We start from the raw sequence: 20,352 nt of genomic DNA, 5'->3' as shown, positions 1-20,352 counted from the left end.
CTTGTTCCTAGCCGGCGTTGACCCAGCCGCCGTCGACGGCGAGCGTCTGTCCCGTGACGAGCCCGGCGTCGCCCGACAGCAGGAAGCGCACGGAACCCACGATCTCGGCGACGGTGGCGATGCGCCCCATCGGCGGGCGCTTGGCGAGCTCGTCGAGGTCGACGTAGCCCTTCGCGGCGGCGTCGCGGAGGAACGGCGTGTCGACCCAGCCGGGGGCGACCGAGTTCACCCGGATCCCGTGCCGCGCCCACTCGGTCGCCAGGGTGCGGGTGACCGCGACGACGCCGGCCTTGGCCGCGCAGTACGCCGCGCGTTCGGCCATCCCGCGGAACGCGGCGATCGAGGCGACCGTGACGATCGCCCCGCCGTCGCCGAGGTGGGGGAACGCGGCCTGGCACGAGTAGAACGTGCCGGTGAGGTCGATGCCGATGACCGCCTCCCAGTCGGCGGCCGACTGCTCGGCCGACGGCCCGACGCGGGTGATCCCGGCGCACGTGACGAGCGCGTCGATCCCCCCGTTGCCGGCCGCCACCTCCGCGAAGGCGGCGACGAGCGCCGCCCGGTCGGTCACGTCGACGACGATGTGCGCGGTACCGAGCTCCGCGGCGGTCGCCGCCGCGGCGCCGGCGTCGGCATCCGCGATGACCACCGACCAGCCGTCGTTCGCGTACGCCTCGGCCACGCCGCGTCCGATGCCCTTGGCGCCGCCGGTCACGACAAGAGTGCTCATGCAGTGTCCTTCCTGGTCTCGGGCGCGACGTCGGCGAGCCGCGTGAGCTCGTCCCAGTCGAGCCGGTAGCCGAAGCCCGGTGTGTCGGGTGCGGGGATCCGGCCGTCGACGAGCGTCGCGAGCCCGTCGACGAACCGGTCGAGGCCGAAGCCACCGGCGCCGGCGGGCGCGTACTCCAGGTACGTGGTCCCGGTGAACGGCGCCAGCAGGTGCCGGTGCACCTCGGGCCAGAAGTGCGGCATCACCGACACCCCGGAGATCCGGCCGAGCAGCCGGGCGAACGTCTGCGGCCCGCCGACCAGCGTCGCGTCCGGCCGCAGATGGTCGACCCGTCCCGTCGCGGCCAGTGCCTCCAGCTCGATCGTCGACGCCGAGACCTCACCGAACGCGAGGCCCGGCCGGGCCCCGTCGCCGAGCCGGTCGAACGTCGCGAGGCCGAGCTCGTACGACCACGGCTCCTCGACGAACGCGAGCTCGCCGGCGAGCCGGGGGAGCAGGTCGAGCGCCAGGTCGGCGGGCCAGGCGCCGTTGACGTCCAACGCGACCCGGCAGTCCTCGCCCAGCGCTTTGCGCACCGCCGCCACGCGCGCGAGGTCGGTCTCCGCCGAGGCGAACCCACCCATCAGCTTGACGCAGCGCGCCCCGGACGCGGCCGCGCGTTCGGCCTCGCCGACCTCGTCGGGCTCCTCGCCGACCGGCGTGTAGCCGATCACGGCGATGCCCTCGGGCGCGGCGGGCGGTGTGTCGGCGAGCAGCCGCCACGCCGGCACGCCCGCGCCGCGCGCGCGGGCGTCGAAGCAGGCGAGCGACACCGCGGACACCGCACGCGAGATCGGCCCGTCCCAGCCGACGTTGCGCAGGCCCACGCGGAGGCGCCGCTCGAGGTCGTCGTACGGGTGGCCGACCACGCGCGGCGTGACCAGCGTGTCGAGGGCGCGCGCGACGTCGAGGCCGCGGGTGAGCACGAACGCCTCCCCGGTCGCGCCGTCGCCGAGCACGGCGCGGACGCAGCAGTACGCGCGTGCCTCGATGACCAGCGCCCCCGACTGCAGCGGTCGGTCGAGCGGCACGCTCACCTGGGTCCACGTCAGCTCGCGTACGACGTCGTCGCCGGACACCGCGCCTCCTATCCGCAGGCGAGCCGGGCGCCGGCCCAGTCCGCGTGGTCGTAGCTCTTGCCGTCCCCGCCGTCGTCGACCACCAGCTCGACGAGCCGCGCGCCGCTCACGTCGACCGCGAGGGGAGTCGCGGGCGCGCTGCCGGTGAGACGTGGGCTGGTGTACGCCGCCGTCCCGTCGACGAGCACGCGGTAGACAACCGAACCCCTGTCGTCCCCGTGTGCGCGCATCGAGTCGTCAATGCCGAGGTCGGCGGTGAGCCGGGTGCAACGGCCGCCGAGATGGTACGTGAGCGAGGCCGGTGCGTTGGTCCAGAGTCCCTTGGCGTGTGTCGTGCCGTCGACCACCAGCGGGTCGCCGTAGTAGTTGCGGTCGAGGAGCGCCGGTCCGTATCCGTTCGACGCGCGCATCCAGGTGAGGTCGGACACCCACGTGTCGCCCGTGGGAGCGGGCGGTGGGACGTCGACCCGTAGGTCGGTCGGTACCTCGACGCGTCGCGCGCCCTGCCGGTACGAGACCGTGGCCGCGAGCGTGTACGTACCGGGCTCCGCGTCGCGCGGGGCGCGCACGCGCCAGGCCGCCGTGGCCGACGCACCTCCGCGCAGCATCCGCCACCACGTCGCGCCGTCGGCCCGCGCGGACCAGCCGGCCGGCACCGCGAGACGCGCGGTGACGTCGCGGATCGCGGCGCGGTCGGTGTTGCGCACATGCGCGTCGACGGTGCCGGACGCGCCTGCCTCGACTAGGTCGGGGCCGGTGAGCGTCAGCTCGGCGGGACGCGGATACGGACGGTTCGTGACGTCCACCGGGCCCTGGTGCGCGACCCAGCGGGTGAGGTACGTCGCCGCCGCCATGAAGGCCACCCACTGCTCGCGGCCCGCGTACGTGTCCTCCGCCGCCTCGCCGTACGTCCGCCCGTCGTCGAACCGCTGCTGCATGGACCGCACGGTCGCGGCGTGCTCGTGGGCCCAGCCGGCCGCCGGCACGCTCGCGTCGTCGTCGAAGCCGAACAGGTCGGCCTGGGTGTCGACGAGCGCGAAGTGCATGCGCCGCGAGGTGCCCCAGTCGTTGCCCTGCGGGTAGTAGACGCCGGGACTCGCCGTGCCGGCCGGGCTCCGCGTGTAGACGGTGCCGCCCGGCTCGCGGTACGGCGGGCTCGGGAAGTCGACGTCGACCAGCGAGTCGTACACGAGGTCGGCGTTCCAGAACGCCGCCCTCGGCGTCGGCTGCCCGGCGAGCGCGTACGTGAGCGGGGCGCCGGTGTTCTCCGCGACCGTGGCCATGTAGTCGGGGTGGATGAAGCCGTGGTTGACGAGCGTGCCGTCCTCGGCGATGTTCGAGCCGTCGAGCCAGTCGCGTACGGGGCGCCCGTTGACCACCGTGCTGCGCTCGACGTCGGACGGGCGTGCGAACGCCGAGAGCATCAGCTCGAGGTTCTTGCTCATCCAGGCCGGCCAGTGCGGGTGTCCCGGCATCATCGCGGTCGCGAGCTGCAGCAGGTCGGCGTTCCAGGCGTTCTCCTCGGCCTTGCTGTCGCCCGGGGTCAACACCGTGCCGTCCGCGTCGCGGTAGTACGGCACCTGGTACGTCTGGAACCGGTCCGCCTCGTGCACGACCATCGCCGTCACCTGGGCCCGCTGCCCGGCGGTGAGGTCGTCCCAGAGCAGCCAGCCGGCATAGCCCGCGTAGTACGCCCACAGCGCGGTCTGCCAGTCGTCGCCCCAGCCGCCCGCGCCGTTCGCGACGTGCCCGGCGGCCACCGACGCGGTGAGACGAGTCGCCACGTCGCGTGAGTCGGCCTCGCTCACCCCGGTGGCGTCTGGGTCGTACGCACCGGTCCGCAGCGCGACCGCGAGCGCGAACGCCTCACCGGCGGGCGGGCGGATGTTCGGCTCGGCGATGCCACCGAGGTCGAGCACGTCGCCGGTCTGGTCGCCGTACGTGTCGGGGTACCAGACGGTCAGGGCGTACTTCGCCGCGCTGTTCAGGATCGCCGCCGTCAGCCGCGCCTCCGCGTCGCGCGGCGCCGACCGGAACGCCGACCAGTCGATCGGCACGACGGCGCCCGTCGTGGCCGGCTCGGCGGACGCGGCGGACGGGACGAGGGTCGCCGGCAATGCGAGAAACAGGGCAGTGACGATCGCGGTCAGTACGGTACGTGCGCGCATGTCACGCCTCCTCCGGTGTGGTGGACGGGCCGCGCAGCCGGCGCAGCGGACGGAACCCCCGGTACTCCTGGATCATCACGGCGAACACGAGCAGGCAGCCCTGCGCGACGAGCTGGTAGAACTGCGGCACGTTGAGCAGCACCAGGCCGTTCTGCAGCACGCCGAGCAGCGCGACACCGAGAACGGTGCCGGCGACGCTGCCGCGCCCGCCGGACAGCGCGCAGCCGCCGAGCAGCGCGGCGGTGATCGACTGCAGCGACAGGTTGGGTGCGCCGGAGTCGGCGACACCCGCGCCCGACCGCGCCGTGAGCAGCACGCCGGCGAGTCCCGCGACGAGCCCGGCGAGCGCGTAGATGGCGAGGGTGTAGCGCGGCAGGCGGATGCCCGCGAGCCGTGCCGCGGCCGGGTTGCCACCCATCGCGTAGACACCGCGGCCGATGTCGGTGTACGTGAGCAGCACGTGGAACGCGACCGCGCCGGCGACGAGCACGAGCAACGGGAAGGGGATGCCGAGGATGCGCCCGCTGCCCAGCCAGAGGAAGGCCGCGTCGGCGACGCCGATCGCCTCACCGCGCGCGGCGATGAACGTCAGGCCCTGGAAGGCCGAGAACGTGGCCAGCGTCGTGATGATCGGGTTGACCCTGCCGACGAGGATGAGCAACCCGTTGACCAGGCCCGCAGCGAGTCCGGTGACCAGCCCGATCGCGACGCCGTACGCGGTGCCGGTCGCCGCGCCGATCGCCGCGGTCACGGAGGCGAGGCCGACGACGGCGCCGATGGAGATGTCGAGGCCGCCCGACAGGATGGTGACGGTCTGCGCGAGCGACACCAGGCCGAGCAGCGCGACCGACACGCCGATGCTGATCATGTTGGTGAGCAGGAAGAAGTTCGGTCGTTGCACGCCGATCACGGCGATCAGCAGGCCGAGCGCGATCAACAGGCTCAGGTTCTGTCCACCGATCGCGCGGACGAGGCGGTGGCCGGCGCGCGCGGTCACCGGTCGCTCCCTGACGCCGCGTCCTCGGCCGGCATCGCGAGGGCGAGGACTCGTTCCTCGGTGGCGTCGTCGCGGGACAGCTCGCCGGTGATCCGGCCACCGGCGAGGACGAGGATCCGGTCGGCCAGCCCGAGCACCTCGGGCAGCTCAGACGACACGACGACGACCGCGAGACCGTCGCGGGCCAGTCGGAAGACGAGCTGGTAGATCTCGGCCTTCGCGCCGACGTCGACACCGCGGGTCGGCTCGTCGAGCACCAGCACGCGCGGCGCGGCGGCGAGCGCCCTGGCGAGCACGACCTTCTGCTGGTTGCCGCCGGACAACGTGGCGACCGGGTGATCCATCGAGGGCGCCTTCACCCGGAGCGACGCGGTCAGGTCCGCGACCACGGTCCGCTCGGCGCGCCTGCGGACGAACCGGAATGTGGACAGTCGCTTCAGGATCGCCAGCGTCACGTTCTCGCGCACGCTGCGGACCATGACGAGACCGTCGCCCTTGCGGTCCTCCGGAGTCCGGCAGATGCCGGCCGCCATCGCGTCGCGCGGGTGCCGCAGCCGGACGGGCCGGCCGTCCACCTCGACCCGCCCACCGGTGAGCGGCAGCTCGCCGTAGAGCGCGCGGGCCAGCCGGGTGCGTCCCGCGCCGACGAGTCCGGCCAGGCCGACGATCTCACCGGCGCGGACGGTGAGGCCCACGTCGTGCAACCCGGGGGCCGACAGGTGCTCGACCCGCAGCCGGACGTCGCCGAGGGCGGGCGGCTCCGGCCGGTCGAACACGGCCGTCAGCGGGCGGCCCACCATCAGCCTGACCACGTCGGCCTCGGACAGTGCCGCCGCGTCCTCGGTCGCGACGAGCCGCCCGTCGCGCAGGACGGCGACTCGGTCGGCCAGCCGCAGCGTCTCGCGCAACCGGTGGGAGACGTAGACGATGGCGACGCCGTCGCGGCGCAGCCGCTCGACGGTGCCGAGCAGGCGGTCGGCCTCCCGCTCCGACAGCGACGACGTCGGCTCGTCGAGTGCGAGCACGGTCGCCCCCTCGTGCAGGGCCCGCACGATCTCGACGAGCTGCCGCTGCGACGGCGAGAGGTCGGCCGCGATCGCCTGCGGGTCGAGGTCGCCCGCGAAGCCGTACCGGTCGAGGATCTCCGCGGTACGCCGGTGCAGGTCGCGCCGCCGGACCAGCCGGCCGCCCGACGCCCGCGCGACCTGACCGAGGAACACGTTCTCCGCGACGCTCAACGGGTCGACCAGCTCGGGTTCCTGGGACACGACCCGCACGCCTGCCGCCCTGGCGTCTCGTGGTGAGCCGAACCGTACCGGCCCGGACGGCAGCCGCAGCTCGCCCTCGTCCGGCTGCTGGTCGCCGCTCAGGATGCGCAGCAGCGTCGACTTTCCCGCACCGTTCTCACCGACGAGGGCAAGGACCTCCCCGGCGCGCACCTCGATCGTCACGTCGTCGAGTGCCCGCACACCGGGGAAGCTCCTGCCGATGCCCCGGAGCGCGAGCGCGGGGGCGCGTACCGGAGCGGTCAACACGGCAGCTCGGCGCGCGGGGTGTCCGGCGTGACGAGCTCGCCGGGGAAGATCGTCACCGGTGGCAGCGCCTTGTCCTTCGCCAGCAGGTTGTACATGGCGCGGACGGACATCCGGCCGTTGTCCGCGGGGTCGAGGGCGATCGCGGAGACGAGGCCGGTGCCCTTGCCCTTGTCCCACTGGTCGCACGCGAGGTTGGCGCCGAGGCCGACACCGAGCAGCCGGTCGGCTCCGATGCCGCCGTTGGTCAGCGCCGTCAGCGCGCCGACGACGCCCTCGTCGTTGCACGACCAGACGAGCCAGCGGTCGACGTCGCGGTGGTTGTTGAGCGCCGAGCTCATGGTGTCGTTCGCCGAGTTCAGCGTGCCGTCGTAGCTCAGCTTCACGATGTCGGACTTCTTGAACCCGGGCGTCGCCTTCAGGAACGCCGAGCGGGCGCCGTCAGTGCGATCCATGCACGTCGACACCTTCGGCAGCTCGACCGACGCCACCTTGACCGTGCCGCCGGCCTTCGCCCAGCCCGCCTTCTCGTACTGCGCGGCCATCTCGGCGCCGACGTCGCTGCCGACCTTCTTCGCGTCGAGCGTGACGACCGGGACGGCCTTGCCGGCCGTGTCGTCGAACGGGTCGGAGCTGGCGAGCAGGGCCACGTCGCCCGCCTTGGCCTTCGTCGCGACCGACGGGCCGATCGACGGGTCCTGGATGGTCACGATGATCCCCTTGGCTCCCGAGGAGATCACCGTGTCGACGGCCGACAGTTGCTCGTCGGAGCTGTTGGTGAACTGGACGGTGAGGTCGGCGCCGAGCTTCTTCGCCTCCGCGCGCGCTCCCTTCGCCACCTGCTGGAAGTACGTGGTGCCGCCCTGCGACCGCAGCAACAGGGCCATCTTCGCCTTCGCGTCCGCCGATTCCGCGTCGGCCGCGCAGGCCGTCGACGCGACGACAAGCGCGCCGGCGGCCAGTGCCACCTGAAGGGTTCGAGCTCGCCGCATGGTCACTCCTCGGGGTTGTGGACGTCGACGCCGCCGTCGCGGTCGACGTGGGTCACGGGACGCGTGTCGGCGCCGAACAGCGACACGGTCAGCCAGGTCGAATGCCGTTCGTGCGGGCCGAGTCGGTGGTGGCGGCCTCGTTCGATCGCGGCCGCGAGTCCGTCGTTCGGCCACGACGAGGCAGGTTCGAGCGCGACGATGCGCGACCGGCCGTACCAGGGGAAGTCGGGCCCGCCGATCTCGGTCCACAGCCACGCGTGCGGGAACGTCGCGAGGTCCCAGGCGAGCGCGACTCCGCACCCGTCGCCGGGACGCCGCAGCGCGGCCCAGCCGGCGGCCAGGTCGGTCAGGTAGACGACGCGTTCGCGGGGGCCGCCCGGCACGGCGCGCAGGTCGATCTCGCCGCCGGCCTTGGCGGCGACCAGCGGCCACGGACTCGTCGTATCCGGTCGCAGGTCGTTCAGTGGCGGGTCGTAGTCGGCGGGCACCCGTGCCGTCGCGCCGGGCAGGTCGAGCCGCGCGCCCTCGACGGCGTCGAACGCCGGGTGGTGCCCCCACACGTACGGGACGGTGAGCGCCGACTCGTTCGTGACGGTCTCCTCGACGGTCAGCACCGCGCGCTCCGCGTCGAGCCGCATCCGGCGCTCGAGGACGAGCGGCAGCCTGGCCGGCGTGCGGAGCACCGCCGTGGTCGCGTCGGCCTCGACGACCTCCCACCGCGCGCTCGACGCCTCACCGTGGAACGGCAACGGCACGCCCTGCACCTGGCAGGGCGCACCCGCGTTCGGGAACAGCTCCTGCCACCCGCCGCGGTACTCCGAGAGCCAGTCGCCCTCCGTCGAGCCGTACCCCGTCGAGTTGCTCTCCCGCAGCGGCGTGGCCGTCGGCTGGTGGAAGAGCAGGTTCGGCCCGCCGGGAGCGCCGAGGAAGCGGATCTCCGCACCGCGTTCCGGTGCGACCCGCACGGTGAGGAGGCCGTTGTCGAGCGTGATCATCGGGCGCTGCGGTACGTGAGGTGGCCGTCCGCGTCGCGACCGGTGTCGACGGCGCCGTGCGCGACGAGCCGTTCGACGTGACCGGAGAGCGGGAAGAACAGCGCGGCGGTCGCCTCGACCGGCCAGTCGCCGAGCCGCGGCCCGAGCACCGTCGTGAGCTCGCGCAGCGTCACGGGCTCGGACCGTTCGGCCAACTCGGCGCGCAGGGCACTCTCGACGCGGTCGGTGAACGCCCGGCTCAGGTACAGGAACTCCGCCGCCTCGTCGGCGGCGTAGACGGGGTAGTGGCCGGTCAGCAGCAGCCGGGGTGCCAACGCGGTGAGCAGGCCGATCGTGGCGAGGTAGGTGTCGAGGTACCGGTACGTGGGTGGGAACGCGGGTGCGCCCGCCGCTGTCGGCACCGCGTCGCCGAGGACCGCGTCGCCCACCACGACCGCGCCGGAGCGCGGGTCGTGGACGCTGATGCTGCCCCACGAGTGTCCCGGCGTGTGCAGGACCGTCACCCGCCACCCCGAGCCGAGGTCGATGACCTCACCGCCGGTCAGCCCGACGTCGATCGGGACGGTCTCGGTCGCGGCACGCACCGCGGCCTTGGCCTCGTCGGTCTCGTCGTGGCCGTGGTCGGCGGCGAAGTCCCCGTACCTGCGGTCGATCATCCGGTCGACGTCCTCGATCATCGGCCGGTCGAGCTCGTGGCAGCAGAACACGGCGTCGGGCGCCAGCGCGCGGATCGCGCCGTTGCCGGCCATGTGGTCCCAGTCCGAGTGCGTGTTGACGACGTATCTGAGCCGGTGGGGGTCGAGGTCGATCCGGTCGAGGTAGCCGCCGATGTGCGTGGCCGCGGTGTCCTTGGTCGTCGTGTCCACGAGCAGCGCGGCGCGCGTGCCGGCGAGCAGGTAGGTCGCGTTGACCCGGTCCCCGAACGGCGCTTCGATCCGGTGGATTCCCTCGGCGACTTCCACGTGTCTGCTCCTCGCGTCGTGTCAGGTTGCGAACCGTGTCAACTTGCGAACTTGGCGCTCAGACCGCCGTCGACGAACACCTCGGCGCCCGTCACGAAGCTCGCCTCGTCGCTGGCGAGGAACGCGCAGACGGCGGCGATCTCGGCGGGTGTCGCGATCCGACCCAGCGGATGGACGCCGACGATGGTGCGCTCGGCGGCCTCGGGATCGGGCTGCCGGTCGATGTACTCCTGGACGAGCTGCGTCCGCGTGTAACCGGGACAGACCGCATTGACCCGGATGCCATTGGGCCCCTCGTCGAGCGCGAGGCTGCGGGTGAGGCCGGAGACCCCCGCCTTCGCCGCGGCGTACGGGAACATGCCCGTCGTCGTCATCCGCGCGTGGATCGACGAGACGTTCACGATGCTCCCCGAACCGGCTTCGCGCATGCCGGCGAGCACGCCGCGCGCGCACAGCCAGACCCCCTTGAGGTCCACCGCGAACACGCTGTCCCACTCGGCGTCGGTCATGTCGACGGCGTCGAAGTACGCGGAGACGCCCGCGTTGTTGACCAGCACGTCGATCCGACCGTGGGCCTCCGTCACCCGGGCGAGGGCACGGTCGACCTGGTCCCTCGCCGTGATGTCGCACTCGTGGAACGCGACGTCCCGGCCGAGTCGCGCGGCCACGGTATGACCGCGCTCGGCGTCCCGGTCGAGGAACGCGACGCGGGCACCCTCGGCCAGGAACTTCTCGACGACCGCCTCGCCGATACCCTGCGCCCCGCCGGTGACGACGGCGACCTTGCCGGCGAGGCGCGCACCCGTCACGACGCACGCTCCGCGGCCGGCTCGACCTCGTGGCGGCGGTCACGAGGGTTCGTCTCGGGCAGCAGCGCCGCGCAGACGGCGGACACGACGGTCGTGAACACCATGTACCCGACGATCGGCCACGGGCTGCCGCTCGCGACGGCCAGCAGCGCCGTCGCGAGGAACGGTGTCGGTCCGCCGATGAGGGCGCCGGTGACCTCGCGGACGAACGCGATGCCGCTGTACCGGGACCTGGTGTCGAACAGCTCGGCGTAGAACGACCCCTGCGCCCCGAACATCGACGCCGCGCCGACGGCGACCCCGATGGTCAGGGCGAGCCAGATCACCCACGGGATCTCGGTGTCGAGCAGCGGGAAGAGCACGAGCGAGAAGGCGGTGGCGAACACGGCGCCGGAGACGTACACCGTCCGCCGGCCGACCCGGTCGGACAGCGCGCCGAAGAGCGGGATCGTGACGATGGCCACGGCCGAGGCGATGAACAGTCCGGTGAGCCCGACGCTCTTCGCCATGCCCAGTTGGGTGGTGATGTAGGTGAGGAAGAAGACCTGGAGCACGTACGAGTAGCCGTTGAGCGCGAAGTTCGTGCCCATGGCGAGCAGCACCCGTCGCGGCTGGGTGCGGAGCAGCCGAGCGAGCGGGAGCCGGTGCTCCGTGCCCTGGTCCTTGACGCTCTCGAACTCCGGCGACTCGAGCACCCGGCGACGCAGGTAGATGCCGACGGCGACGACCACGACCGAGCACCAGAAGGGCACCCGCCAGCCCCAGCTCAGCAGGGCGTCGTCGGGGAGCCGCGACACCATCGTGGCGGTGCCGGTGGCGAGCAGGATGCCGACGAACGTGCCGGCGGCGGGCACGGCCGCCGCGAGGCCGCGTCTGCGCGCGCTGCTGTGCTCCGCCACCATCACCACCGCGCCGGCGTACTCGGCGCCCGCCCCGGCGCCCTGCAGCAGGCGCAGCAGGACGAGCAGGACCGGCGCCCACAGGCCGACGGTGGCGTAGGTGGGCAGGAACCCGATGAGGGTGGTGGCCACGCCCATCAGACACAGCGTCAGCACCAGCATCGGCCGGCGCCCGATCCGGTCGCCGAAGTGGCTGAAGACGAGTCCGCCCAGTGGGCGTGCGAAGAACCCGACGGCGTACGTGGCGAACGCCGCGGCCGTACCGGCGAGCGGGCTGAAGCTGGGGAAGAACAGCTGGCTGAAGACGAGCGCGGCGGCCTGACCGTAGAGCGTGAAGTCGTACCACTCGACGATCGTCCCGACGACGGCGGCGCCGACCACGCGGCGCCGCGCGCCCGGCGGGGTCGGATGCACGGCTGAGGCAGGTGGGGTGGACATCGCTGGTCGATCTCCTCGCGATTACTGGAACCGTTACCAGAAGATGGCATCACCGGCCGCGAACGTCAACCCTCAGAGCCCGATTCGGCACCTGGAAACGTTCCCCGGCTCGAACCGACCAGGTCACGCTGTCGACGGGAGGAGATCCGGGTGCGACTACACCTCGTCGGGGTGCAGCGCGTCGAGGATCAGGGAGAGGCCGAACTCGAACTCGTCGGCGTAGTCGTAGCCCGGCCGAAGGGCGTGCTCGGTGATGAGCTCGGTGAGGTGCGGGTAGGCGTCGGTCGGCAGGTCGCGCAGGATGTCGCCTGCGATCTCGTCGAGTTCGACAGAGCTCGCGAACGGCAGGCTCAGCTCCTGGATGACGAACCCGTAGAGATAGCTGTCGATCACGGAGAAGGCATGCGCGGCCATCGCGACGGAGAAGCCTCCCGCTCGCAGGGCGCCCAGGACGGAGTCGTGGTGGCGCAAGGTCGCCGGCCCGGGCTTGCTGCGGGAGTCCATCAGGGCGACGGCCCAGGGATGGCGCCGAAGCACCGTGCGCGACGAGGCGGCACGGTCGCGCATGGCCTCTTTCCAGTCCATGGTCGACGTCGGAAGGTCGATCTCGCCGAACACCGCGTCGACCATGCCGTCGAGGATGTCCTCTCTGCCGGTCACGTAGTTGTAGAGCGACATCGCCTCGACGCTCAGCCGGGCGGCGATCGCCCGCATGGTGATCCCGGCTGCACCCTTCTCATCGGCCAGAACCATCGCGGCGGTGACCACCCGCTCCCGGCTGAGCGGCGCGCGCTTCGGTCTCGCGCGCCGGCCGGTGCTGCGCTCGCGCACGGGTGCTCCTCCCGGTTGCCACTTGACGGACTTACACCGTAAGCATACCGTGGCTTACATCGTAAGTTCGACCGGCGACACGAGAGTCAGGAGCGGGGACATGAGCACGGAGCAGATGCGGAAGGTCTGCATCGTCGGCGCCTCGGGGAAGCTCGGGCTGTACCTGGTTCAGCACGCGCTGGACCGCGGCTACGAGGTCGTCGGCGTGTGTCGCGAACGCAGCGTCTCGAAGCTCGCCGCGTTCGCGGACCGGATCACGATCGTTCCCGGACACACGAACGACCGAGAGGTGATCCGGAAGGCGGTCGCCGGATGCGACGACGTGCTGACCGTGCTTGCGCCCTGGGGCGTGCAGCAGTACTCGTCGGGCACGGCGCAGGCGGTGCTCGACCACGCCGACCCAGACGCGCGCCTGGTCTTCTCGTGCGGCTGGCACATCAGCAGGGACGGCGAGGACCGGTACTCCTGGAGGTTCAAGGCGTCCGTCCGGATCGGCACCTGGCTGGCCCGCCTCGTGCGCGCGGTCGAGATCGACGACCAGGTGGAGGCGTGCCGGCGGATCTTCGCCGGCGACCGGCGGTGGACCGTCGTCCGTGGCAGCGACCTCGAGGAGGGCCAGAGCCAGGGTCTGCCCGTGTGGAGCCGCCACGTCGGCGACCCGGTCCTCGCGAGCAACCTGACGCGGCGCGTGGACTTCGCGCTGTTCATGGTGGAGGCACTCACCGACGACACGCTCGTCCACGAGGCGCCGGCGATCGTCGGGTGCCTCTCGCCCAGCGCGCTGGCCCACCCCGGCGATGGTCGATCCGCCGAGCCTGCCGGGTGCGGCTAGATCCAGGTGCGGAGCCACATGCGGGCGCCCCAGCTGGCGTACGTGATCAGCTGTGCCGTCCAGATGGGCAGGAAGTATAGGAAGTTCGCCGCCACCAGCAGGACGTAGGCGCCGGCGGCGATCGCGCCGCCCACGCGGCGGTTGCTGGCGGGCTGGCCGGGTGGTGGCTGCGGGCCTAGTGCCCAGCCGGCCGCGACCGTCAGTGCGAGGACGATGAACGGCAGCGCGGGCAGGGCGTAGAAGAAGAACATCGTGCGGTCGGGGTACTGCAGCCACGGTGCGATGCCGACCACCACGCCGACGAGGACGGCAGAGGCACGCCAGTCACGGCGTGCGAACCAGAGCCAGAGCATCCCGAGGATCACGGGTATCGCCGCCCACCAGATCGCGGGCGTGCCGATGCCGGTGATCGCGGTCGAGCAGTTGTCGGCGCCGCACCCTGGTGGTGACTCGTAGAAGTACGCGACGGGACGAGCGAGCAGCAGCCACCCCCACGGCGAGGACTGGTAGTCGTGGTGCGACGTGAGGCCGGTGTGGAAGTTGTAGATCTCGACGTGGTAGTGCCACCAGTTGCGGACGATCGCCGGGACGCCGAACCGCGACTCGTCGGTCCAGTTGCGGTCCCAGCCGTCGTCCGACGCGAACCAGCTCCACCACGACGCGACGTACACCGAGGCGGAGACCACGACGATCGAGACGACCGCGAGGGGAGAGTCGAGCTTGAGCGCCGCGAGGAACGGCCGCTTGATCCCGGCCGCGCGCCGGGCGCCGACGTCCCAGAAGAACGTGAGGAGGCCGAAGGCGGCGATGTACCAGATCGCCGTCCACTTGGTGCCGAGTGCGAGGCCGAGGCAGACGCCGGCGGCGATGCGCCAGCCGCGGATGCCGAGGAACGGGCCCATGAGGTCGGCCCCGCGCTCCTCGACCAGGCGCGCGAGCCTTCGTCGCGCGCGGTCGCGGTCGGCGACGAGGCACGCGAACGCCGCCAGGATCCAGAACATCAGGAAGATGTCGAGCAGGGCGATGCGACTCTGCACGAACTCGAGCCCGTCGAGGCAGAGCAGGAGGCCGGCCAGGCAGCCGAGCATCGTCGACCTGGTCATGCGCCGTGCCGTCCTGGCGACGACGAGGATCGCGAGGGTGCCGACGATGGCGGCCGAGAGGCGCCAGCCCACGGGTGTGACGCCCGCCTGCCAGTCGAACGCCTCCCCCTGCAGGGTCGTCTTGGCGAACGCGACGAGGAGGTACCCGATCGCGATCATCCACTTGCCGACCTGCGGGTGGACGATGAACGACGCGTTCTCCTTGAAGATGTCGGTGTTGCCACCGAGCAGGAGCTTGTCGACGACCTCGGCCTTGTCGGCGTACTCGTGCTCGACGCCGTACTGCAGGAGCGAGAGCGAGTCCTTGGCGTAGTACGTCTCGTCGAAGATGATCGAGTGCGGGTTGCCGAGGTTCCAGAACCTCAGGACCCCCGCGACCAGGGTGACCGCGATCGGCCCGAGCCAGCCGAGCAGGGCGCTGCCGGGGATGCGTGAGGCGATCCTGGCCGCGAGCTCGCCTGGTGCCCACCGGACGGGCTCGTCGCGCGTCTGGGCGGGGCGCGTCTGCGTGGTTGCCACCACGCAATGGTAGGGATTCGCCACCCGCACCGGTGGTGCCCCCCGCGTTTGTCGGCGGTCCGGGATCTGTGGTGACAACGTCCCATGAGCGGGTGAGCGGCGGGAACCGGTGGGCGGTACCGTGCTCGGCATGGCGGGGACCGACGTACTCACCTCCGATGACCTCGACGAGATCGGCGCCACCACCCTGAAGCGTGGCGACGATCCGCGCCGGGTCGCCGCTTCGCTGGTCGAGGCCGTGGACCAGGACCGTCTCGCCGACCCGGCCGACGCCGCGTACGCGCTGTGCCTGGCCGCCGAGCTGTCCGCCGAGGGCGACGATCTGGTGAGTGCGCTCGCCCAGGTGGACCGGGCCGTCGCGGCCGACCGTGGCAGCGACGCGGGACTCGGGGCCGGGTACGCCCGAGCGTTGCGCGCCGAGCTGCTGTACCGCCTCGACCGCGTGGACGACGCCATGGTGGCGCTGACCGCACTCCGTCCGCAGCTGTCGCGCGACCCGGAGGCGGCGTACTACGTCACCGACGCCCTGGAGGCGATGGACCGCACGGAGCTCGCCGAGCAGTGGCTGACCGAGGCGTTGGACCTCGCCGTGCCGAAGGACGACGTCGCCCAGGAGCCGTCGGCGGGCGACGACGCCGTTGAGCCGGTTCAGGTGTTCAACGCCCTCCTCCAGTCACGTCATCGGGTGCGCAGAGAGCTCGACCTGCCGCACGACGCCCACGACGACCTCGCCGACGAGCTGCACGAGATCCACACGGCACCGCACGACGTCGAGGGCGTGGCGGAGCTGTTCTGGCCCCGCGCGGAGTTCGACCGGCTGCGTGCCCGGTGGCCGGAGCTCACCGAGACCTACGGCGGCTCGTGGGACGAGCACCGCGCCACCGTCGAGTGCGCTCTGGCGACGGCGTCGGCACAGGGGGCCGCGCGGTTGGCGGTGCTGGCGGCTTCGGTGGACGAGTACGCCGACCTCGCGGCCGACCTCGACGCCGATGCCACCGACCCGTCGGTCCGCGACCGGTACGTCGAGGACGCGGACGACGACGCGCGGTTCGTGCCCTGGCCGCCGGGTCGCAATGACGCCTGCTGGTGCGAGTCCGGTGCCAAGTACAAGAAGTGCTGTCTGCCGCGCTCTCGTGGTTGAGCCGATGAGCGGGGTGCTCGTGCTCGCCGGCACGCCGATCGGCGACCCGCGTGACGCGTCACCGCGGCTGGCCGCCGAACTCGGTGGCGCCGACGTCGTGGCCGCGGAGGACACCAGGCGGCTGCGGCGGCTCTGCGGCGCGCTCGGCGTCACCCCGCGGCGCATCGTCTCGTACTGGGACGGCAACGAGCGGGCCCGTACTCCCGGGCTGCTCGACGAGTTGCGGGGCGGCGCGCGGGTGGTGCTGGTGACCGACGCCGGCATGCCGAGCGTGTCCGATCCCGGCTACCGGCTGGTGGCAGACGCGGTGGAGGCGGGCGTGCACGTCACCTCCGTGCCAGGCCCCTCCGCCGTCACCACGGCGCTGGCCGTGAGCGGGCTGCCCGTCGACCGGTTCTGCTTCGAGGGCTTCCTGCCGCGCAAGGACGGCCAGCGCGCGACCCGGCTCGGTGAGCTCGCCGGCGAGCCGCGCACGCTGGTCTTCTTCGAGGCGCCGCACCGGCTGGCGGCGACGCTCCGGTCGATGGCCGACGCCTTCGGCGCGGGGCGCCGCGCCGCGGTGTGCCGCGAGCTGACGAAGACGTACGAGGAGGTCAGGCGCGGCCCGCTCGACGAGCTGGCGGCCTGGGCGGACGAGGGGGTCCGGGGCGAGGTCACCGTGGTCGTCGCGGGCGCGGACCGTCCCGCCGTCTCGACCGACCCCGCCGACCTGGCCGCCGCGGTCGCCGACCGCGAGGCGGCCGGTACGCCGCGCAAGCAGGCCATCGCCGACGTCGCCCGCGCGGCCGGCGTCCCGAAGCGCGACGTCTACGACGCCGTGGTCCGCGGAGCCGAGTAGCCCGCGGATGTCGACTTGACCTCAAGTTTGGTTCGGGTTCTAGTCTCGCGGTGGTAAGGATCCATGAGGTTCGCGACTGACAGGGGGTGGCCGTGACCACACTCGACCTGGGGCCGATCGGTGTCTCGCTGGACCTGTCCGCCGACGACTCCTACCTCGATGACGCGGTCGAGGTGGAGAAGCTGGGGTACTCCACGATCTGGTTGTCCGGCGGGCAGCTGACCACCCTGGACCCGATAGCGAAGATCATCCGCGCGACCACGACGATACCGGTCGCACCCGGGATCATCCCGCTCGGCGTCTACGGTCCGGAAGCGGTGACCGCGTTGTACGCCGACCTCGAGGCCACCCATCCAGGTCGGTTCGTCGTCGGGCTCGGTGGTCCGCAGACACCGCGATCGCTGCGGGCCCTGAACGAGTTCCTCGACCGGCTCGACACAGGTGAACCGCCGGTGCCCGCGGATCGGCGCATCCTGGCGGCGCTCGGCCCCCGTAAGCTCCAGCTCGCCCGCGACCGGTTCGCCGGCGCCGTGGTCCTCCTCGTCACGCCCGCCTTCACCGCGGACGCGCGCCGCGCCCTGGGCCACGACTCCACGTTGGTGGTCGACCAGATGGTGGTTCTCGACACTGATCCCGCGCGGGCGCGGGAAACGGCACGCGGACCGCTCAGGTTCCTCGTCGGAGGCGGGGTCAGGGGGTACGCGGAGAACATCCGGCGGATGGGTTTCGCGGACGACGAGATCTCCGACCTGAGTGACCGGCTCGTCGACGAGCTGGTCGCCTGGGGTGACGCCGACACGATCGCCGCGCGGGTGGGCGAGCACCTCAGGGCCGGCGCGGACCAGGTCGTCCTCGGCGTCCTCCACGAGGAGGACCAGCCCCACCCGGTCCAGGTGGCACGCGAGCTCGCGGAGCGACTCATCCGCTGAGGGGCACGGTGTCGGCCCTCGTCGTCGCCGGGGCCGGGCCGCTGGGAGTATGTCCCCATGGCAGCCGAGAGGGACACGCGGGCGTTCTACGTCACCACGCCGATCTACTACGTCAACGACGTCCCGCACCTGGGGCACGCGTACACCACGGTGGCGGCGGACATGATCGCGCGCTGGCACCGTCAGCGCGGCGAGCGGGTGCACTTCCTCACCGGCACCGACGAGCACGGGCAGAAGGTCATGCGGTCCGCGGAGGCCGCCGGCGTCACGCCGAAGGAGTGGTGCGACCGCCTCGTCGAGACCGAGTGGAAGCCGGTGCTCGGCGTGCTCGACATCAGCAACGACGACTTCATCCGCACCACGGAGCAGCGCCACATCGAGCGGGTGCGCACGTTCTGGCAGGCGCTGTACGACGCCGACCAAGTCTACGAGGGCCGCTACGAGGGCCCGTACTGCGTCTCGTGCGAGGAGTTCAAGCTCGAGAGCGAGCTCGATGAGGACGAGAACGGCGTGAAGCTCTGCCCGATCCACGGCAGGCCCGTCGAGATCATCTCGGAGACCAACTACTTCTTCCGGCTCTCCGCGTACGCCGACCGTCTGCTCGCGCTCTACGAGGAGCACCCGGAGTTCGTCCGGCCGGAGAGCACCCGCAACGAGCTCGTCTCGTTCGTCCGGCAGGGTCTGCAGGACCTCTCGATCACCAGGTCCACGTTCGACTGGGGCATCCCGGTGCCGTGGGACGAGGACCACGTCCTCTACGTCTGGATCGAGGCGCTGCTCAACTACGCGACCGCCGCCGGGTACGGCGACGAGGGCTTCGAGAGCATCTGGCCGGCCGACCTGCACCTGGTCGGCAAGGACATCGCGCGCTTCCACGCGGTGATCTGGCCCGCCATGCTCATGGCCGCCGGCGTCGACGTGCCGCGTACGGTCTTCGCGCACGGCTGGCTGCTCGTCGGCGGGCAGAAGATGAGCAAGACCAAGCTCACCGGCATCCACCCGCGCGAGATCGTCGACCACTTCGGCTCCGACGCCTACCGCTACTACTTCCTGCGGGCGATCAACTTCGGCTCCGACGGCTCCTTCTCCTGGGAGAACATGAGCGCGGTCTACACCTCGGAGCTCGCGAACGGGCTCGGCAACCTCGCGTCGCGCGTGGCCGCGATGGTGGGCAGGTACTTCGACGGCACGCTGCCCAAGCCGGACGACCACGGTCCCGCCGAGGACGCACTCGCCGGGCGCCTGGCCGACGCCGCCCGCGTCGCCGACGAGGCGGTCGGCCGGTACGCGTTGCACGAGGCGCTCGCGGCGACCCACGAGTTCGTCGGCGCGGTCAACGTCTACGTGACCGAGCAGGAGCCGTGGAAGGTCGCCAAGGACGACGCCCCCGAGGCGCGTGCGCGGCTCGCCACCGTCCTCTACACGGCGGCGGAGTCGTTGCGCGCGATCGCCGTGCTGCACAACGCCGTCATGCCGAAAGCGTGCGCCAGGCTGTGGGAGCTGCTCGGCGCGGAGGAGCACCTCGGCGCCCTCGCCGACCAGCGGGTGCAGGACGCCGGTGCGTGGGGCACGCTCACCGCCGGCGCCCGGGTCAGCAAGGGCGACGCCCTGTTCCCGCGGCTCGCCGACGACGCGTGAACGAGTGCAGGTGAACGCCCGCAGGCAGGGCTCACCACCGCCCGCGCCCGACCCGCTGCGGGTGCCCACGGTCGACAGCCACACGCATCTCGACGCGCTCGACACCGGCGTCGCCGACGTGGTGGCCGCTGCGCGTGCCGTCGGCGTCACCGCGATGGTGACGACGGGCGACACGGTCGCGTCGTCGCGGTGGTGCGCCGACACCGCCGCGACGTACGACGGGGTGTATGCCGCGGTCGCGATCCACCCCAACGAGGTCGCGGACGCCGACGAGGCCGCGTACGCCGAGATCGCGCGGCTGGCCGCGCTGCCGCAGGTGCGCGCGGTGGGGGAGACCGGCCTCGACGCCTACTGGGAGCGGGTGGAGCCCGCCGTCCAGCAGGAGGCGTTCCGGCGGCACATCGCGATCGCGAAGGACGCCGGCAAGGCGCTGGTCATCCACGACCGCGACGCCCACGACGACGTGCTGCGCATCCTCGCCGAGGAGGGCACACCCGAGCACACCATGCTGCACTGCTTCTCCGGTGACGCCGCGATGGCGCGGGTCTGCGCCGATCGCGGCTACGTGATGAGCTTCGCGGGCACGGTGACGTTCAAGAACGCCGCCGACCTGCGCGCCGCGGCCGCGATCGCACCCGCCGAGCTGCTCGTCGTCGAGACCGACGCGCCGTACCTCACGCCCATGCCGTACCGCGGCAGGCCCAACGCGCCGTACCTCGTGCCGCTCACCGTCCGCTGCCTCGCCGAGGTGCGCGGGACGACCGAGGACGAGATCGCCGCCCTGACCGCCGCGAACGCGCGGCGCCTCTTCGGCCTCCCGGCGCTCTGACCGGACCGGGTCCCGGTTGATCACGCCAATGTGATCAACAGGGACTTCACCT

18 protein-coding genes are annotated in these 20,352 nt (G+C 72.2%); 6 read left to right on the top strand and 12 right to left on the bottom strand.

Features of this window, described 5'->3' with window-relative positions; genetic code table 11:
- Positions 1–7: 7 nt before the first annotated feature.
- The 11 genes from GEV10_01655 to GEV10_01605 form a co-directional block, all read right to left on the bottom strand.
- Positions 8–730 (bottom strand): SDR family oxidoreductase, encoded by a 723-nt coding sequence (locus GEV10_01655; GenBank protein MQA77184.1) that lies wholly within the window; start codon positions 728–730, stop codon positions 8–10.
- Entirely contained in the window at positions 727–1,848 is a 1,122-nt protein-coding gene (locus GEV10_01650; GenBank protein MQA77183.1) for a hypothetical protein, read from the bottom strand. Before GEV10_01650 ends, GEV10_01655 begins: the two co-directional genes overlap by 4 nt.
- 8 nt (positions 1,849–1,856) lie before the next feature.
- A complete protein-coding gene (locus GEV10_01645; GenBank protein ID MQA77182.1) occupies positions 1,857–4,016 on the bottom strand; it encodes a hypothetical protein in 2,160 nt (719 codons plus the stop codon).
- Between the two features lies 1 nt (position 4,017).
- A complete protein-coding gene (locus tag GEV10_01640) occupies positions 4,018–5,013 on the bottom strand; it encodes an ABC transporter permease (protein MQA77181.1) in 996 nt (331 codons plus the stop codon).
- On the bottom strand, positions 5,010–6,548 hold the full coding sequence (locus tag GEV10_01635) for an ATP-binding cassette domain-containing protein (protein MQA77180.1): 1,539 nt from the start codon (positions 6,546–6,548) through the stop codon (positions 5,010–5,012). Before GEV10_01635 ends, GEV10_01640 begins: the two co-directional genes overlap by 4 nt.
- Positions 6,542–7,537 carry a substrate-binding domain-containing protein gene (locus GEV10_01630; GenBank protein ID MQA77179.1) on the bottom strand — a complete coding sequence of 332 codons (996 nt, stop codon included), beginning with the start codon at positions 7,535–7,537 and terminating at the stop codon, positions 6,542–6,544. The genes GEV10_01635 and GEV10_01630 overlap by 7 nt, the downstream gene beginning before the upstream one ends.
- 2 nt (positions 7,538–7,539) lie before the next feature.
- Positions 7,540–8,532: a DUF4432 family protein gene (locus GEV10_01625; protein ID MQA77178.1), complete on the bottom strand. Its 993-nt coding sequence runs from the start codon at positions 8,530–8,532 to the stop codon at positions 7,540–7,542.
- The gene (locus GEV10_01620) at positions 8,529–9,494 is read right to left on the bottom strand and encodes an MBL fold metallo-hydrolase (protein ID MQA77177.1); all 966 of its coding nucleotides are present in this window, start codon (positions 9,492–9,494) and stop codon (positions 8,529–8,531) included. The genes GEV10_01625 and GEV10_01620 overlap by 4 nt, the downstream gene beginning before the upstream one ends.
- A gap of 38 nt (positions 9,495–9,532) precedes the next feature.
- Positions 9,533–10,303, bottom strand: a complete 771-nt coding sequence (locus tag GEV10_01615) for a glucose 1-dehydrogenase (protein MQA77176.1) — start codon at positions 10,301–10,303, stop codon at positions 9,533–9,535.
- Positions 10,300–11,640, bottom strand: coding sequence for an MFS transporter (locus GEV10_01610; protein ID MQA77175.1), 1,341 nt, complete (start codon positions 11,638–11,640; stop codon positions 10,300–10,302). Before GEV10_01610 ends, GEV10_01615 begins: the two co-directional genes overlap by 4 nt.
- A gap of 156 nt (positions 11,641–11,796) precedes the next feature.
- Positions 11,797–12,393, bottom strand: a complete 597-nt coding sequence (locus tag GEV10_01605) for a TetR family transcriptional regulator (protein MQA77174.1) — start codon at positions 12,391–12,393, stop codon at positions 11,797–11,799.
- A gap of 178 nt (positions 12,394–12,571) precedes the next feature.
- On the opposite strand from GEV10_01605, the gene GEV10_01600 reads away from it, so the two are divergent.
- Positions 12,572–13,303 (top strand): NAD(P)H-binding protein, encoded by a 732-nt coding sequence (locus GEV10_01600; protein ID MQA77173.1) that lies wholly within the window; start codon positions 12,572–12,574, stop codon positions 13,301–13,303.
- Here GEV10_01600 and GEV10_01595 read toward each other — a convergent pair.
- On the bottom strand, positions 13,300–14,925 hold the full coding sequence (locus tag GEV10_01595) for a phospholipid carrier-dependent glycosyltransferase (GenBank protein MQA77172.1): 1,626 nt from the start codon (positions 14,923–14,925) through the stop codon (positions 13,300–13,302). The two genes, GEV10_01600 and GEV10_01595, sit on opposite strands and share 4 nt — an antisense overlap.
- A 130-nt stretch (positions 14,926–15,055) precedes the next feature.
- Here GEV10_01595 and GEV10_01590 point away from each other — a divergent pair, with 130 nt between their 5' ends.
- From GEV10_01590 to GEV10_01570, 5 genes are all read left to right on the top strand, one after another.
- On the top strand, positions 15,056–16,066 hold the full coding sequence (locus GEV10_01590; GenBank protein MQA77171.1) for a hypothetical protein: 1,011 nt from the start codon (positions 15,056–15,058) through the stop codon (positions 16,064–16,066).
- Between the two features lie 4 nt (positions 16,067–16,070).
- On the top strand, positions 16,071–16,904 hold the full coding sequence (rsmI, locus tag GEV10_01585; GenBank protein ID MQA77170.1) for a 16S rRNA (cytidine(1402)-2'-O)-methyltransferase: 834 nt from the start codon (positions 16,071–16,073) through the stop codon (positions 16,902–16,904).
- Between the two features lie 92 nt (positions 16,905–16,996).
- Complete coding sequence (locus tag GEV10_01580; GenBank protein ID MQA77169.1) at positions 16,997–17,833, top strand: TIGR03620 family F420-dependent LLM class oxidoreductase; 837 nt, start codon at positions 16,997–16,999, stop codon at positions 17,831–17,833.
- A 57-nt stretch (positions 17,834–17,890) separates the two neighbouring features.
- Entirely contained in the window at positions 17,891–19,471 is a 1,581-nt protein-coding gene (locus tag GEV10_01575) for a methionine--tRNA ligase (GenBank protein ID MQA77168.1), read from the top strand.
- A gap of 4 nt (positions 19,472–19,475) precedes the next feature.
- The gene (locus tag GEV10_01570) at positions 19,476–20,300 is read left to right on the top strand and encodes a YchF/TatD family DNA exonuclease (GenBank protein MQA77167.1); all 825 of its coding nucleotides are present in this window, start codon (positions 19,476–19,478) and stop codon (positions 20,298–20,300) included.
- Positions 20,301–20,352: the final 52 nt, after the last annotated feature.

The sequence above is a fragment of the Streptosporangiales bacterium genome (assembly GCA_009379955.1).
Taxonomy (GTDB): Bacteria; Actinomycetota; Actinomycetes; order Streptosporangiales; family WHST01; genus WHST01.
Note: the sequence above shows the minus strand (reverse complement) of the source record. Positions and strands in the feature narration are given on the sequence as shown.

What these genes read in the sequence shown, in the direction of transcription:
- GEV10_01655 (MQA77184.1), bottom strand. Translation starts at nt 730, where the DNA reads ATGAGCACTCTTGTCGTGACCGGCGGCGCCAAGGGCATCGGACGCGGC.
- GEV10_01645 (MQA77182.1), bottom strand. Translation starts at nt 4,016, where the DNA reads ATGCGCGCACGTACCGTACTGACCGCGATCGTCACTGCCCTGTTTCTC.
- GEV10_01630 (MQA77179.1), bottom strand. Translation starts at nt 7,537, where the DNA reads ATGCGGCGAGCTCGAACCCTTCAGGTGGCACTGGCCGCCGGCGCGCTT.
- GEV10_01625 (MQA77178.1), bottom strand. Translation starts at nt 8,532, where the DNA reads ATGATCACGCTCGACAACGGCCTCCTCACCGTGCGGGTCGCACCGGAA.
- GEV10_01610 (MQA77175.1), bottom strand. Translation starts at nt 11,640, where the DNA reads ATGTCCACCCCACCTGCCTCAGCCGTGCATCCGACCCCGCCGGGCGCG.
- GEV10_01605 (MQA77174.1), bottom strand. Translation starts at nt 12,393, where the DNA reads ATGGTTCTGGCCGATGAGAAGGGTGCAGCCGGGATCACCATGCGGGCG.
- GEV10_01600 (MQA77173.1), top strand. Translation starts at nt 12,572, where the DNA reads ATGAGCACGGAGCAGATGCGGAAGGTCTGCATCGTCGGCGCCTCGGGG.
- GEV10_01590 (MQA77171.1), top strand. Translation starts at nt 15,056, where the DNA reads ATGGCGGGGACCGACGTACTCACCTCCGATGACCTCGACGAGATCGGC.
- rsmI (MQA77170.1), top strand. Translation starts at nt 16,071, where the DNA reads ATGAGCGGGGTGCTCGTGCTCGCCGGCACGCCGATCGGCGACCCGCGT.
- GEV10_01575 (MQA77168.1), top strand. Translation starts at nt 17,891, where the DNA reads ATGGCAGCCGAGAGGGACACGCGGGCGTTCTACGTCACCACGCCGATC.